This window comes from Hamadaea tsunoensis DSM 44101 (assembly GCF_000428945.1).
GTDB classification, from domain to species: Bacteria; Actinomycetota; Actinomycetes; order Mycobacteriales; family Micromonosporaceae; genus Hamadaea; species Hamadaea tsunoensis.
In genome coordinates this window covers 442,529-457,200 of sequence record NZ_AUAX01000004.1, presented here as the reverse complement: position 1 = coordinate 457,200, position 14,672 = coordinate 442,529, and the positions used below count along the sequence as shown (strand labels likewise).

Annotated in this window: 16 protein-coding genes; 8 read left to right on the top strand and 8 right to left on the bottom strand. The window is 71.1% G+C overall.

Annotated features, from left to right (window positions below; genetic code table 11):
* Positions 1-134 precede the first annotated feature (134 nt).
* On the top strand, positions 135-785 hold the full coding sequence (locus G401_RS0109715; RefSeq protein ID WP_027342353.1) for a DUF402 domain-containing protein: 651 nt from the start codon (positions 135-137) through the stop codon (positions 783-785).
* Between the two features lie 16 nt (positions 786-801).
* On the opposite strand, the gene G401_RS0109710 is transcribed toward G401_RS0109715, so the two are convergent.
* Together G401_RS0109710 and G401_RS0109705 are read right to left on the bottom strand one after the other, a co-directional pair.
* Positions 802-2,007, bottom strand: coding sequence for an ROK family transcriptional regulator (locus G401_RS0109710; protein ID WP_027342352.1), 1,206 nt, complete (start codon positions 2,005-2,007; stop codon positions 802-804).
* A 125-nt stretch (positions 2,008-2,132) separates the two neighbouring features.
* Entirely contained in the window at positions 2,133-2,843 is a 711-nt protein-coding gene (locus G401_RS0109705) for an SDR family NAD(P)-dependent oxidoreductase (RefSeq protein ID WP_027342351.1), read from the bottom strand.
* A gap of 105 nt (positions 2,844-2,948) precedes the next feature.
* Here G401_RS0109705 and G401_RS0109700 point away from each other — a divergent pair, with 105 nt between their 5' ends.
* Together G401_RS0109700 and G401_RS0109695 are read left to right on the top strand one after the other, a co-directional pair.
* A complete protein-coding gene (locus tag G401_RS0109700) occupies positions 2,949-3,425 on the top strand; it encodes a TIGR00725 family protein (RefSeq protein WP_027342350.1) in 477 nt (158 codons plus the stop codon).
* 165 nt (positions 3,426-3,590) lie between these two features.
* On the top strand, positions 3,591-3,881 hold the full coding sequence (locus tag G401_RS0109695) for a hypothetical protein (protein ID WP_157545528.1): 291 nt from the start codon (positions 3,591-3,593) through the stop codon (positions 3,879-3,881).
* Between the two features lie 189 nt (positions 3,882-4,070).
* Here the strand turns inward: G401_RS0109695 and G401_RS0109690 are convergent, their stop codons facing one another.
* From G401_RS0109690 to G401_RS0109680, 3 genes are read right to left on the bottom strand one after another with little or no spacing between them, the layout of a single operon-like run.
* A complete protein-coding gene (locus G401_RS0109690; RefSeq protein WP_027342348.1) occupies positions 4,071-4,637 on the bottom strand; it encodes a GerMN domain-containing protein in 567 nt (188 codons plus the stop codon).
* Positions 4,634-6,148: a sensor histidine kinase gene (locus tag G401_RS0109685; protein WP_027342347.1), complete on the bottom strand. Its 1,515-nt coding sequence runs from the start codon at positions 6,146-6,148 to the stop codon at positions 4,634-4,636. The genes G401_RS0109690 and G401_RS0109685 overlap by 4 nt, the downstream gene beginning before the upstream one ends.
* A complete protein-coding gene (locus G401_RS0109680; protein WP_027342346.1) occupies positions 6,145-6,819 on the bottom strand; it encodes a response regulator transcription factor in 675 nt (224 codons plus the stop codon). The genes G401_RS0109685 and G401_RS0109680 overlap by 4 nt, the downstream gene beginning before the upstream one ends.
* A 165-nt stretch (positions 6,820-6,984) precedes the next feature.
* Here G401_RS0109680 and G401_RS52535 point away from each other — a divergent pair, with 165 nt between their 5' ends.
* Together G401_RS52535 and G401_RS44615 are read left to right on the top strand one after the other, a co-directional pair.
* Positions 6,985-7,371 carry an STAS domain-containing protein gene (locus G401_RS52535; protein WP_051366415.1) on the top strand — a complete coding sequence of 129 codons (387 nt, stop codon included), beginning with the start codon at positions 6,985-6,987 and terminating at the stop codon, positions 7,369-7,371.
* Positions 7,358-7,783, top strand: a complete 426-nt coding sequence (locus G401_RS44615; RefSeq protein ID WP_034591050.1) for a hypothetical protein — start codon at positions 7,358-7,360, stop codon at positions 7,781-7,783. The genes G401_RS52535 and G401_RS44615 overlap by 14 nt, the downstream gene beginning before the upstream one ends.
* 50 nt (positions 7,784-7,833) lie before the next feature.
* Here G401_RS44615 and G401_RS0109670 read toward each other — a convergent pair whose 3' ends face one another.
* Positions 7,834-8,280, bottom strand: coding sequence for a GNAT family N-acetyltransferase (locus G401_RS0109670; protein ID WP_027342345.1), 447 nt, complete (start codon positions 8,278-8,280; stop codon positions 7,834-7,836).
* Positions 8,281-8,441: 161 nt separating this feature from the next.
* Here G401_RS0109670 and G401_RS0109665 point away from each other — a divergent pair, with 161 nt between their 5' ends.
* A complete protein-coding gene (locus tag G401_RS0109665; protein ID WP_027342344.1) occupies positions 8,442-8,924 on the top strand; it encodes a cation:proton antiporter regulatory subunit in 483 nt (160 codons plus the stop codon).
* A gap of 7 nt (positions 8,925-8,931) precedes the next feature.
* Positions 8,932-10,119 carry a cation:proton antiporter gene (locus G401_RS0109660; RefSeq protein WP_027342343.1) on the top strand — a complete coding sequence of 396 codons (1,188 nt, stop codon included), beginning with the start codon at positions 8,932-8,934 and terminating at the stop codon, positions 10,117-10,119.
* Here the strand turns inward: G401_RS0109660 and G401_RS0109655 are convergent.
* Positions 10,099-10,512, bottom strand: a complete 414-nt coding sequence (locus G401_RS0109655; RefSeq protein WP_027342342.1) for a VOC family protein — start codon at positions 10,510-10,512, stop codon at positions 10,099-10,101. The genes G401_RS0109660 and G401_RS0109655 overlap by 21 nt on opposite strands.
* A 71-nt stretch (positions 10,513-10,583) precedes the next feature.
* On the opposite strand from G401_RS0109655, the gene G401_RS57605 reads away from it, so the two are divergent.
* Positions 10,584-12,026 carry a prenyltransferase/squalene oxidase repeat-containing protein gene (locus G401_RS57605; protein ID WP_245601669.1) on the top strand — a complete coding sequence of 481 codons (1,443 nt, stop codon included), beginning with the start codon at positions 10,584-10,586 and terminating at the stop codon, positions 12,024-12,026.
* A 149-nt stretch (positions 12,027-12,175) separates the two neighbouring features.
* On the opposite strand, the gene G401_RS0109645 is transcribed toward G401_RS57605, so the two are convergent.
* The gene (locus G401_RS0109645; protein WP_051366440.1) at positions 12,176-14,605 is read right to left on the bottom strand and encodes a DEAD/DEAH box helicase; all 2,430 of its coding nucleotides are present in this window, start codon (positions 14,603-14,605) and stop codon (positions 12,176-12,178) included.
* Between the last annotated feature and the right edge of the window lie 67 nt (positions 14,606-14,672).

Genomic DNA, 14,672 nt, shown 5'->3' with positions numbered 1-14,672 from the left:
TCGGCTTGATCCCGTCGGCTTGATCCCGTCGGCTTGATCCCGTTTGGATCAGGGAAGTCACCCGAATCTTGGGCCAAGATTACGTGGCGATCCCTGATCCGAACGGGATCAAGAGGGCGGGGGATCATGGTGGGATGACGAACCCCTCGACCCGCTTCGCGCCCGGGCAGTCGATCGTGCGGCGCAACGTCCGGCCGAACGGGCGCATCTCCGCCGTCGAAGCCGCCCTGGTCGTCGCCGACGACGGCCACGACGTGCTGGCCTTCACGGCCGCCGGGAGCGACGCGGCCGTGCGTACGATGCTGAGCGGCGACTCGATCCGCAAGATGCCGCTGGGCCGTCGGCTGTCCATCCCGACGATGCTCACCCCCGGACACTGGCGCGGCACGAGCATCCTGACGTTGACGCGTACCGGGGCGGCCCATTCGGTCTGGTGGTTCTTCGGGCCGGACCTCGCCTTCCTCGGCTGGTACGTCAACCTCGAAGCCCCGGCCGTCCGCTGGTCCGGCGGGCTCGACACCCGGGACCACGCACTCGACATCTGGGTCGAGCCCGACGGCACCTGGCGCTGGAAGGACGAGGACGAGTTCGCCGAGCGTACGGGCCAGGACGGATTCTGGAGCCGGGACGAGGCGGCGGAGATCCGGGCGGAGGGGGAGCGCGTGGTCAAGCAGATCGAAGCGAAGGAGTACCCGTTCGACGGGAGCCACGTGGGTTTCCGCCCGGATCCGATGTGGACGCCGGCCCGGTTCGGCCCCGACTGGGATCTTCCCCGGCCGCTCTGACGTCCGCAAGGGACGGTCAGCAGGGGGCCGACAGCAGGGACGCGAAGCCCAGTTCCGCCGCGCCGATCAGCGTCGTGTCGTCACCGAGCCCGCAGCCGCGCAGCGCGACTCGTTCCCGGGACACCGGCAGCACGTTCTGCGCGACGCGGCGGCGTACGTGCTCGGCGGCGGCCGGCCAGACATCCTGGAGCATGCCGCCGAAGACGACGACGCCGGGATTGAACAGGTTGATCAGATTGGCGACGCCGATGCCGAGCCAGTCGCCGATCACTTCGACGGCGTGCTGAGCCCGGGGATCGCCGGCGCGGGCCGCCTCGGCGACGGCGCGTACGGCGTCGCGGCCGTATTCGCCGGCGGGGCGGCCGGCCTCGTCGAGCAGCGCCCGCTCGCCGGCCTCCGCTTCGAGGCAGCCGGCCGAGCCGCACAGGCAGCGCCGGCCCTGGAACGGGTTGACGATCATGTGCCCGAGCTCGCAGCCGTACCCGCCGTCGCCGCCGAGCAGTTCACCGCCGACGATGATGCCGCCGCCCACACCGACGTCCCCGTGCAGGTAGATCAGATTCGGTACGCCGACCCCGGCGCCGCGCGCGTACTCGGCCAGGGCGCCGAGATGGGCTTCGTTGCCGACGGCGACCGGCAGGCCGAGCCCGAGCCGCCGGCCGAGTTCGGTGCCGAAGGCCTGGTCGACCCAGCCCATGTCGGGACCGTAGCGGACCATGCCATCGCCGGGGCGGATCATGCCGCAGTAGGCGGCCCCGATCCCGGCGCACCGGGCGTCCCGCGGAGCCGCCCCGTGCAGGTCGCGGCCGAGCGAGGCCAGCGTCTCGACGACGTACGCGAGATCGGCGCCGGCCCGCGTACGCGGCGCGGAACGGCGGTCGAGGACGCGCCCGCCCAGACCGACGCGGGCGGCCGTGAGCCGGTCGACGGCCACATCGAAGGCGAGCACGTAGATGCGTTCGGATTCGGGGCGTACCACCAGTGAGCGACGGCCCGCCGAACCGCCGGTGTCGTCGGGCAGCTCCTCGCGGACGAGTCCCGCGGAGGCGAGTTCGGCCGTCAGACCCATGATCGTGCTGCGGTTGAGGCCCATCCGCTCGGCCAGCGCGCTCCGGGAGGCCGGACCGCCCAGGTGCACGTGCCGCAGCAACCCGCCGAGGTTGCGCCGTCGGATCTCCTCCTGGGCCAGCCCGGCCTCCGGCACGGCCCGGATCTTCAACATCCCTCGGCTTCCCGCTGGTCGGTCGATCCGCTGGTCGGTCGATCAGGAAGCCAACATACTGCGTACACCTGAATCTCAGCCAGCCGGCGGAGAGGGCGCGCCTCTCCGCCGGGGCCTGGCGTCGGTCAGCTCGCGAGCGCGGCGAACTCGCGCTCCAGAGCCTTCATCCCGCTCGTACGCCAGCCGTCCGCCGACTGCGCGGACAGCGGGTCGGGGAAGATGTCCTCCTCGCCCTTCTCGACGCCGTCGAAGATCGCCTGGGCGACGGCCGCCGGGGTGGCCTTCGGCACCTGGAACTCGCGCGACATGTCGGTGTCGACCGGGCCCGTGAGGACCGCGTGCACCGAGACGTCCCGGCCGCCCAGGAGCGCGCGCAGCGACTGGGTCAGCGAGAACGCGGCCGCCTTCGACACCGAGTACGCCGGCACGAACGGGATCGGTGCGAGGGAGTTCATCGAGAGGTTGTTGACGATCGCGCCCTTCGCGGCCGTCAGCTGCGGCAGGAAGGCGTGGATGACGGTGTGCGGGCCGAACAGGTTGACGTCCAGGTGCCGCTGGATCGTCGCGGCGTCGCTGAGATCGTCGAACTGGGCGATGCCCGCGTTGTTCACCAGGATGTCCAGCTCCGGGATCGTCTCGGCGGCGGCGCGTACCGCGTCGGCGTCGGTCACTTCGAGGGTCAGCGGTACGACCCGGGGATCGCTGTGCGTGAACGGCGTACGCGTGCCGGCGTACACCCGGCGGGCGCCGCGGGCCAGCGCCTCGTCCACCAGCGCGCGGCCGATGCCGCGGTTGGCGCCCGTGATCAGGATCGTGCTGTCGGCGACGGTGGCCATGGGGGATCCCTTCTTACGGCACTTGCGTGATGCAAGTGCTACCGGGCCTCACGGTAACCGGTGGTGCTTGCATCATGCAACCCCGAGTTGCGTTACGCTCTCCCCATGCCACTCCAGGTCGCCGTCTGCGGCCCCAGCGCGTGTACGCCGGCCGAAGCGGAAGCCGCCCGCACCATCGGCCGCCTCCTCGCCGACGCCGGAGCGATCGTGATCTGCGGCGGCGGTCCTGGCGTGATGGAGGCCGTCACCGAAGGAGCCCGCTCCCACAACGGTTTCGTCATCGGCGTACGCCCCGGTGGTGACAAAGAGGACGCGGCGCCCGATCTGTCCGCGGTGATCGTGACGAACCTCGGCGAAGCGCGGAACGCCATCATCGTGCGTTCCGGCGACGTGGTGATCGTCGTAGGTGGATCGTGGGGCACACTGTCCGAAGTGGCCCTCGCCATACGCGGCGGTACGCCGGTCGTATCGCTCGGCGGCTGGCGAATGACCGATGCCGCAGGCGATCCGGTGACCGGTGTTGTCGAGGTGGCCACGCCCGAGGAGGCGGTCGAGGTGGCGGTTCGGCTGGCGCGCCCTTGATCTCCTATGTCCACAGTGGTTTGTCGGCCATGTGGCCACGCTGCGTATACATCGCCGCTATAGAAAAACTGTAGGGAACGAATGGCTCGCCGATCTCTCCTAATGACGAGACGGTTACGACTACCTATAGGAGGGTTTGAGATGGCGTTAGATATGGATGGCGTCATGAATTTTCTTGTAGACGGTCGAGCTCCCAATCTTCCGGCAACCGCGTTCTCCGACCTCTTTACGAGACTTTCTTGGATGATGGAAGACAATGGATCGGAGATCGAGAAGGTCACTCGCGAATGGCTCCGCACCGGAGATGAGTACAAGGCCGAAGTCGCGCTTAACATAACCGAGGTCGCTCCGGCCGACTCGATGTCCGAATTGGTTAATTTGATGAACGATGTTGCCGACAGATTTCCGTCTCTGCGCGGCGTGGCGCAGCAATGGAGTGCGCGCTACGTCGACTGACGTCAAGCGGATTGCGGCGTTGGGGCGATACTGAGCTCTCGATCAGGAGGCCATCCCAGTGCCGTCAAGTGTGGATCTTGATGGATGTCCAGAAAGTGATGTCACGTCGGCCAGAGTGATGTTTCTTTCCCAACATCCGTCAAGATTAAGTCTGCATCCAAACGAGGCTTTTGGGCAGACCGAGGCGTCCTATTTCGTGTCGATGAGGTCGGCGTAATCCGCCCTCGTCAACGGCAGGTCCGACAGTGACAGATCCCCCCGGGGCACCTTCACCGTCTCCCCACCGGACCGGAAACTGACCGCCGTCACCCCCGGCTGCGTCGTGAGAGTACAGACGAGCTGCCCGTACGCGAGGACTTCGTCGTTGCGTACCGTGCCCTCGACCGGGACTGTGATCTCGACGATGGCGTAGCCGCCTTCGACGGTCACGGTCCCGACCTGGTTGGTGCCGACCAAGGCGCTGCCGTAGCCCTTGTTCCGTTCCGCTGTGGACGGTCCGGCGACCAGGTCGGTGACGAGTTCCTGGACGCTCGGGGTCTGGGCGAGGTGGCGTACGACGGGGGCGAGCAGGCCGTCCTTGGTCAGGTAGAGGGTCTCCGGCATCGCGCCGGTCGGGTCGGTCGCCGGGGTGGGGGAGGCCAGCGCTTGGAACGGCCCGTGCGGCGGGCTGATCGGGCGCGGTTCGGTCTCCGGGCGTACGCCGCATCCGGCCAGCGCGAGCAGGGCCGCCAGGAGAACGAGAAGACGGCGGTTCACGGGCGCCTCGGCAGGGTGACGCGGAACCGGGCGCCTCCGCCGGGCCGGTCGAGGACCTCGGCCTGACCGCCGTGCGCGGCCGCGTGCTGGGCGACGATCGCGAGGCCCAGGCCGGTGCCGTCGGTGTCGCGGCGGGCGCCGGCGGTACGCCCCCGGACGAACCGACTGAAGATCTGCTCCCGGTCGGCGGGCGGTACGCCGGGACCCTCGTCGTCGACCTCGATGACGTGTTCGGTGGCGGTCGACCTCAGGCGGATCGCGGTGGGGCCGCCGCCGTGCCGGTCGGCGTTGTCGATCAGGTTGGCGAGCACCTGCTCGATCCGGCGCCGGTCCACCAGCCAAGATTCGTCCGGCTCCGCCACGTCCGGCTCCGCTCCCGCGCCGGACTTCGCAGCCGCAGCCGTGCCGGACTTCGCAGCCGCAGCCGCTCCCGCGCCGGACTTTGCAGCTGCAGCCGCAACCGCGCCGGAGCCTGCGGCCGGGTAAAGCGCCGCGTCAGTTGCGGTAGCGGCGGAGCCGGCAGGCGCGAACACCGAGGACGGAAGGGATCGGGAGCGGCACACCTGGCGTACAAGATCATGTATGTCGACCGGTTGGAGGTCGGCGGGCTGGTCGCCGCGGGCGAGTTCGAGCAGGTCGGTGACCAGGCGCTGGAAGCGGTCGACCTCCCCGCTGATGAGGGTGACCGCGCGGCGGGAGCGCTCGTCGAGGTGTTCGCGGCGGCGTTCGAGGACGCTGACCGCGGCGGCCAGGGTCTGCAGCGGCGAGCGTAGTTCGTGGCTGACGTCGGCGGCGAACCGGCGGTCGCGTTCGAGGCGGCTGGCCAGCTCGCCGACCATGTGGTTGAAGGAGGTGCTGAGCTGTTCCAGCTCGGGCTCGGCGGCCGGGTCGAGGCGGGCGGCGAGGTCCCCGGCGGCGATCTCGCGGGCGGCGGCGGTGACCGAGGTGAGCGGGCGCAGGACGCGGCGGGTGGCGTAGATGCCGGTGCCCGCGCCCGCGGCGGTCATGCCGGCGGCGACGAGGGTGAGCACGAGGCCGAGGATCTGCAGGGTGCGTTCGAGTTCCTGCAGCGAGTCGATGATGTAGAACTGCGTGCCGTCGGGCAGCGGGATGCCGATGACGATGGCGGCGCCGGTCTCCGTACGCACACGCTGCACCGCGGGTTGCCCGCCGGCCACGGTCGCGCGGAGGGCGGCCGGGATGGATCTGGTGAAGCCGATGTCGACGCTGCGGGCGTACGCGCGGCCGTCCTGGTAGAGCACGGCGTGCCGGGTGGTGCCCGTGTCGAGGGAGCGCAGCACCTCCTGGGCGTTGTCGGCCGGGGCGCCGGTGAGGTTCGCCTGCACCACGCTCGCGTCGAAGTACGCCGCCCGGATCGCCGCGCGCTCGCGCGTGTTGACCAGGGAACGCCGGGTCAGGTCGTAGGACAGGATGCCCATGGCCGAGCAGATGATCAGCGCGCCGGCGGCGAACCCGGCCGTCACCTTCGTGCGCAGGCCCGGGCGTCTCATCGCTGCAGCTTGTAACCGAGACCGCGGACGGTCACGAGGTAGCGGGGGTTGCCGGGCTCGGTCTCGATCTTCTGGCGCAGCCGGCCGACGTGCACGTCGACCAGCCGCTCGTCGCCGAAGTCGTACTCCCAGACGCGTTCGAGCAGCTGCTGGCGGGACAGGACCAGGCCCGGGTGCTCGGCGAACTCGCACAGCAGCCGGAACTCCGTACGCGTCAGGGACACCGGCTGCCCGGCGAGGCGTACCTCACCGGCGAGGGGGCGGACTTCGAGGTCGCCGAAGACCAGACCGGGGATCGCGGCGGCGGCCGCTCGGGCCCGCCGGCGCAGCGCGCGCAGCCGGGCCGACAATTCCTTCACCGCGACCGGCTTCACGAGATAGTCGTCGGCCCCCGCCTCCAGCGCGGCGACGATGTCGTGCGTGTCGGACCGGGCGCTGACCACCACGATCGGCACGTCGTCGCCCCGGCGCAGTTCCCGGATGGCGTCGAAGCCGTCGAGGCCGGGCAGCATGAGGTCGACCAGCACCGTGTCGGCCGGCTCCTGCCGCTGCAGGGCGAGGCCCTCCTCGGCGGACGAGGCGCCGCGGACCGCGTACCCCTCGTCCTCCAGAGCGAGCTCCAGGGACGTGCGGATGCGGTCGTCGTCCTCGATCACCAGCACGGATGCCACCGGTGAATCATGCCCGGCGAGCGCGTGCCCTGCCACCGGCGGCGGCCCGATGCGACCCGGATCGCGAACCTGTCACGAAACTGTCATGAACCCGGGCCACGACCACCACATGCCGGACGGACTCTCGGGGAGATCGTATCGGGGAGATCACCAAGGAGGTGGCGGATGGTCGCGGTGGTGGAGGTGGTCGTCACGCACGACCTCGACCTGGGTGGTGTCTCCCGGCTGTCCGCGCTGCTCGACGACGCGCTGCAGCTGCGGCCCGAGCGCATCGTCGTCGACCTGGCCGGCTGCGAGAACCTCGGCGCCGCCGCGATCGGCCTGCTCGTGGAGGTCCACCGGCAGACCGCGCGGCAGGGCGCCCAGCTCACGCTGCGCTCACCGTCCGAGCGGCTGCGGCGCAACCTCAGCCTGGCCCGGGTGGACCGCGTGCTCTACGTCACGCCGCCGCTCGACCCCGACGACCCGCTGCCCCCGCTCCAAGCGGACGCCGACTTCGCCCAGATCGCCGGCGGCCACCTCGGTACGGAGACGGACGATGCGGCTGCCTGACCTCGCCCGCCACCTGCTGCACTCGCTGGCCCAGGCCCTCGCGCCGCGCCCGGCCGCGCCCCGGCTCACCCGCCAGCGCGCCCTCGTCCTCGCCGTCTCCGCGGTTCCCCATCCCGGCCCCGGTGTACGCCGATGGCGGCACGCCGACGCGGCCCTCGTCGACGGCTCCTGGCTGTGCGTCCTGCGCGACGACCGGGGCGCGTACGTGGCCGAGGTCGACGACGGCAGCGGGGAGGTACGCCTCGCGTTCACGCGTACGCTGCCGGTCGTCGAGCCGCGCCGCCGACGTGTCCCTGGCGCGTACGCCTTCGTGTGCGGCCGGCCGGACGGTTCGATGACCTTTCGGCCGCCCGTCGACGCGCCGCTGACCACGTTGCTGCTGCACAGCCGGATCAGCCGCCGGCGCGGTTGATCCGGCGGGCCAGGACGATCCGGGGCGGGTAAGGACGACGCGGGGCGGGGTCAGGACGATGCGCGGCGCAGCATGAAGACGTCGACCTCGTCCTCGGACTCCGCGACGAAGCCGTGCCGCTCGTACAGCCGCCGCGCCGGGCTGCCGGTGAGGACGTTGAGCCGCACGTCGACGCCGTCGCGGTCGCAGCCGGCCAGCAGCTCGCGCAGGATCGCCCCGCCGATGCCCCGGCCCTGGGCAGACTCGGCCAGGTAGAAGTGCTCCAGCCAGCGGGTGCCGTCCGCGGCGGGCCGCAGCGCGACCGATCCCGCGAACTCCCCGGCGACCTCGACGATCCACGTGTGCTCCGGCTGGTACGCGTCGCGCAGCCGCTGGCGTACGTAGACGGGGTCGTAGCGGCCGAGCCGTTCGAGGTCGGGCCGCATCACGACGGCCCGCATCGCCGCCAGTGGTTCCAGATCCGCCGCCGTGGCCGGTCGCAGTTCCCAGTCCGCCATGATCATGAGCGTACCGGGTGGCTTGTCACGCAACTGTCATGGTTCCGGGCGTATCCCGCCACATGATCCCGGCACGCTCGAAGCCGCTCCGACAGCGTGTCGGAGACAGGCTGCGTGCCGGAGAAGGCCGCGTATCGGAGAAGATGGAAGGCGGACGACTGGTGGACGTCGAGCGTACGGCCCTGCCCGGTATCGGGCTGCGACACGAGTTCCAGACCACTCGCGGACAGCGGGCCGCCGTCGTCTCCCACCACAACGGGCGCCGGGACATCGTCGTGTTCGACCGGCGGGACCCGGACACCACCGCCGCGATCCTGACGCTGACCGCGGAGGAGGCCAACGGCATCGCCGAACTGCTCGGGACGGCCCGGATCGTCGAGCGGCTGACGGAGCTGCAGCGGCAGGTCACCGGGCTGGTCACGATCCAGGTGCAGATCCTCGACGGCTCCCCGTACGCCGGCCGGCCCCTGGGCGACGCCCGCGTGCGTACGCGTACCGGCGCGTCGATCGTCGCCGTCATCCGCGATCACGAGGTGTCCGCGAGCCCCCGCCCCGACTTCCGGTTCGAGGCAGGTGATCTGGTCGTCGCCGTGGGTACCGCGGACGGGACGGCATCCGCCGCCGAGATCTTCACCCGCGGCTGAGGCGCCCGTGCACACCGCTGTCACGCTGATCGAGATCGGCGCGATCATCCTTGCCCTCGGCCTGCTGGGCGCGCTCTCCCTGCGCTGGAGCATCTCGCCCATCCCGCTGTACCTGCTGGCCGGCCTGGCGTTCGGGCACGGCGGGATCCTGCCGCTGACCACCAGCCAGGAGTTCACCGCCACCGGCGCCGAGATCGGCGTCATCCTGCTGCTGTTCACCCTCGGGCTGGAGTACACGGCCCCGGAACTGGTCGGCACGCTGCGGACGAACGCCCTGGCGGGCGTGGTCGACCTGCTGCTCAATGCTGCGCCGGGTGTCGTCGCGGCGCTGCTGCTCGGCTGGGGACCGGTCGCGGCGGTGGCCCTCGGCGGCATCACCTACGTGACCTCGTCCGGCATCACCGCCAAGGTGCTGTCCGACCTCGGCTGGCTCGGCAACCGGGAAGTGCCCGTGGTGCTGTCGCTGCTGGTCTTCGAGGACCTCACCATGGCGGTCTACCTGCCGATCCTCACCGCGCTGCTGGCCGGGGTGAGCCTGCTGGCGGGGGCGCTGACGCTGGCCGTCGCGGCGGGGACGATCACCGTCATCCTCGTCATCGCGCTGCGGTTCGGCCGGCTGGTCGAGCGGCTGGTCGCCTCGCCCAGCGAGGAGGTCCTGCTGCTCAAGGTGCTCGGCCTCACCGTCCTGGTCGCCGGTCTGGCCCAGGCGCTGCAGGTCTCGGCGGCCGTCGGCGCGTTCCTCGTGGGCATCGCCCTGTCCGGACCGTTGGCGCACACCGCGCGCCAGCTGATCAGCCCGCTGCGCGACCTGTTCGCGGCGGTGTTCTTCGTCTTCTTCGGCCTGCACACCGATCCGCGGAACCTTCCGCCCGTGGCGGGCGTCGCCGTCACGCTCGCCGGCGTGGGCATCCTCACCAAGCTCGCCACCGGCTGGTGGGCGGCGCGGCGGGCCGGGGTCGCCCGGCTCGGCCGGCTGCGCGCGGGAGCGGCCCTCCTGCCACGCGGCGAGTTCAACATCGTCATCGCCGGCCTGGCCGTCACCGCCGGGATCAACCCGGAACTGGGGCCGCTGGCCGCCGCGTACGTGCTGATCCTCGCGGTCTCGGGGCCCCTGATCGCCCGCTTGATCGTCTCCCTGACCCGGCGGCGGACCCCGGCACCGGTCCCCGCCGTGTCAGTGGCCGGCGACGAGTAGGCAGAACGGATGGCCGGCGGGGTCAGCGAGCACGTACAGCGGCTCGCCCTCGTCGGCCGTCCGGTCGTAGCGGACCGTCGCGCCGAGCTCCTCGGCCCGCTGCCGCTGCACCTCCAGCTCTTCCACATCGCGTACGCGGAAATCCAGGTGCATCTGCTTCGGCACCTCGTCGGACGGCCAGGTGGCCGGGGCGAGCTCGCGGACGTGGTTGACGGCGATGACGCGGTTGCCGGCGTCGTCGACCAGCACCAGCCAGCCCTCGTCGTCGGGGCCCTCGGCCGGCGGCTCGTCGCCCGGCCGGTAGCGCAGCCCGAGGAACCGCCGGTAGAACTCGGCGAGCCCGCGGACGTCGGTGGCGTCGATCGCGGTGTGCATCAGAATCGGGAAGGACACTCGACCATCCAAGCACCACCCGCCACGAACGCGGGACTGCACAGGGGGAGCGATCCGTGGATCATGGTGTCGTGAGCGTGCGCCTGGACCCCGAGACCCGCGACTGGATCCTTCGTGATCTGTCCACTGTGCCCTGGCGATCGCTGCGCGGCGCGCGGCCCGGCGAGAGCGCGTCCGCCGTGCCGGACCTGCTGACGGCCCTGGTGACGAAGACCGCCGAACCCGCCGACTACCGCCGGATCATCCGCCTGATCTCCGACGAGGTCGTCCACGACGGCATGTACGCCGAGGCGGCCCCGTACATCGTCCCGTACCTGGCCCGGTGGATCATGGTCGAGCCGGCGGAGTCCGCCCGGGCGGCCGCGCTCGGCCTCCTGGAGGCCCTGGCCGAGCTGGAGCCGGAGACCGACCCGGCCGGGCCGGACTGGCTCGCCGAGCAGCAGGTCATGCTGGCGGCGCTGGCCGACGCCCGCGAGGCGCTGCTCGACGTCGCCCAGACCTCGGAACCGTCGAACGCCCGGACGGCCCAGGACCTGGTCGACCGGATCAGCAGCGTCGCCGGTCACGCTGGTCACGCCGATTACGCGGGTGCCGGCGGTTACGCGGGTGCCGGCGGTTCGGCGGCGAACAATACGAGTATGACGCCCGATCTCGACGCCGCCGTCTCCTTCGTCGCGACCCACGGCCGGATCCTCGAACGCCGCCGCCTCGACCTGCTGCTGGGCCGTGGTCCGGCCGACGGGGTCCTGGCCGCGCTGGACGCGTACCGCAACGGCGATGGCGGCTACGGGTGGGGGCTGGAGCCCGATCTCCGGTCCGCGACCAGCCAGCCGGTCGCGGCCATGCACGCCCTGGAGGTCCTGTCCGAGATCCCCGACGCCGGTACGCGTCCGGTCGAGCTGTGCGACTGGCTGGCCCGCTACACCCTGGCGGACGGCGGTGTCCCCTTCGGACTCCCGTTCACCGACGTCGAGGGCTGCGCCCCGCACTGGGTGGCCGCCGACCCGGCCGTGTCCTCGTTGCAGATGACCGCCCAGCTGGCGGCACAGGCGTACCGGGTGGCGCGGGGGCGGCGGGAGGTGGCCGGTCAGCTGTGGCTGTCGCGGGCGACCGCGTACTGCCTGGACGCCATCGAGCGGCTGCCGGACGAGCCGCACGCGTACGAGGTGATGTTCGCGCTGCACTTCCTCGACGAGATCGGTGACCAGCCGCGCGCCCGGACCCTGATCGACCGCCTCGTCCGGCACGTGGTCCAGGACGGGCTGACCCCCGTGGCCGGCGGCGCGCCCGGTGAGGGGCTGCACCTGCTCGACTTCACCCCCCGGCCCGGCACGGCGGTACGCGCTGCGTTCGCCCCTGAGTCGGTCGAGGCCGACCTGCGCCGGCTGGCGTCCGGTCAGCAGCCCGACGGCGGCTGGACGGTCGGCTTCCCGGCCTACAGCCCGGCGGCCGAACTCGAATGGCGTGCGTACGCGACCCTCCAAGCGCTGGCGACGCTCGGCGCAACCCGCTGACGAGCCGCCGCCGCGCCCCGTCCCCTCCCGACGATCGCGCCCCGTCCCCTCCCCACGATCTTGCGCGAATGCCCCGATTTTCGTCCGGCATGCCCGAAAGGCCCGGACATTCGCGCAAGATCGTCGGGAAAGGGGGGGGCGACGGCGGGTTAGAGGCGGTCGACGGCCAGGACCTTCAGCACCGCCGCGCCGGCCTCGTCGGACGCGGCGAGGTCGACCTCGGCGGTGATCGCCCAGTCGTGGTCGTTGTCGGGGTCGTCGAGGATCTGCCGGCACTCCCACAGGCCCGGCTTCTCCTCGATGAGCAGCAGGGCCGACGAGCGCGCGTCGCCGTCGATGCCGACCTCGTAGTGCTCCTCGAAGTACGCCTCCAGCGCGTCCCGCCAGTCGAACTCGGGATCGAGCTCCTCCAGGTCGGCCAGGCGGCGCAGCGCGAACAGCTCGACCCGGCGGAACAGCGCGTTGCGGACCAGTACGCGGAACGCGCGGGTGTTCGCCGTGACGGCGCGTACGCGCTCCTCCAGCGGGCCGGGCTTCTCGTCGAGGTTCGGGTTGCGCAGCTGCTCCCACTCGTCGAGCAGGCTGGAGTCGACCTGCCGGACGAGCTCGCCGAGCCACTCGATGAGATCGGTCAGCTCCTCGGTACGCGCGTCCGGCGGCACCGTCTGCCGCAGCGCCCGGTACGCGTCCGCGAGGTAGCGCAGCACGACACCCTCGGAGCGGGCGAGCCCGTAGTAGCTGACGTATTCGGTGAACGTCATCGCGCGCTCGTACATGTCGCGGACGACGGATTTGGGGGCCACCTCGTGCTCGCTGACCCACGGATGCCCCTTGCGGTACATCTCGTACGCGCTCTCCAGCAGTTCGGCGAGCGGCTTCGGGTACGTGATGTCCTCGAGCCGGGCCATGCGCTCGTCGTATTCGAGCCCGTCGGCCTTCATCTGGGCGACCGCTTCGCCCTTGGCCTTGAACTGCTGGGCCGACAAGACCTGCCGGGGGTTCTCCAGGGTCGCCTCGATGACCGACAGGGCGTCCAGCGCGTACGCCGGAGCCTGGGTGTCGAGCAGTTCGAGCGCGGCCAGCGCGAAGGGCGACAGGGGCTGGTTGAGCGCGAAGTTGAGCTGGAGGTCCTGCGTGACGCGCAGCTGGAGGCCGGGGCCTTCGATGCGCTCGACGACGCCGGCCGCGGACAGGGCCTTGTAGATGGCGAACGCCTTGCGGATGTGCTTGAGCTGCGCGGTGCGGGTCTCGTGGTTGTCGGTGAGCAGCCGGCGCAGGTTGCCGAAGACGTCGCCGCCGCGCTCGATGACGTTGAGGATCATGGAGTGGGTGACGTTGAAGCTGGAGGTCAGCGGCTCGGGCTCGGCCGCGACGAGCCGGTCGAAGGTGGGCTGCCCCCAGGTGACCATGCCCTCCGGCGGCTTCTTCTTCACGTAGCTCTTGAGTTTGCGCGCGTCGCCGGCGAACTTGGCGATCGCGCGCTCGTTGGCGATCGAGTGCTCGGGCGCCTGCACGATGACCCGGCCCAGGGTGTCGAACCCGGCCCGGCCGGCCCGCCCGGCGATCTGGTGGAACTCGCGCGCCTTCAGGTGGCGCTGCTTGATCCCGTCGAACTTCGACAGGGCCGTGAACAGGACCGTGCGGATCGGTACGTTGATTCCCACGCCGAGCGTGTCGGTCCCGCAGATCACCTTCAGCAGGCCCGCCTGGGCGAGCAGTTCGACCAGCCGCCGGTACTTGGGCAGCATGCCCGCGTGGTGTACGCCGATGCCGTGCCGGACCAGTCGCGACAGCTGCTTGCCGAAGCCGGCCGCGAAGCGGAAGTTGCCGATCATCTCGGCGATCGCGTCCTTCTCGGCGCGCGTGCACATGTTGATGCTCATCAGGCCCTGGGCCTGTTCGAGGGCCTGGGCCTGGGTGAAGTGCACGATGTAGACCGGCGCCTGGTGGGTCTGCAGGAGTTCCTCGACGGTCTCCTGCAGCGGCGTCAGCGAGTAGGTGTAGACGAGCGGGACGGGCCGGGTCGCGGAGGCCACGACCGCCGTCGACCGCCCGGTACGCCGCGTCAGGTCCTCGCGGAACCGGGTCACGTCGCCCAGCGTGGCCGACATGAGGATGAACTGCGACTTCGGCAGCTCCAGCAGCGGCACCTGCCACGCCCAGCCGCGGTCGGGTTCGGCGTAGAAGTGGAACTCGTCCATGACGACCTGGCCGACGTCGGCGTCCGCGCCCTCGCGCAGGGCCAGGTTGGCCAGGATCTCGGCGGTGCAGCAGATGATCGGCGCGTCCTCGTTGACCGAGGCGTCGCCGGTGAGCATGCCGACGTTGGCCGCGCCGAACTGCTGGCACAGCGCGAAGAACTTCTCGCTGACCAGCGCCTTGATCGGCGCGGTGTAGAACGTCGTGGTGTCGCTGGCCAGCGCGAAGAAGTGCGCCGCCGCCGCGACCAGGCTCTTGCCCGACCCGGTCGGCGTCGCCAGGATCACGTTGCTGCCCGTGACGATCTCCATGAGCGCCTCGGACTGCGCCGGGTACAGCGTCAGGCCCTGGCCGGTGGCGTACTGCTCGAACCGCTCCATCAAGTCGTCCGGATCGGGCTCCGTCCCTCGGGGCGGCAGCAGTTCCAGAAGGGTACGCGCGGCGGTC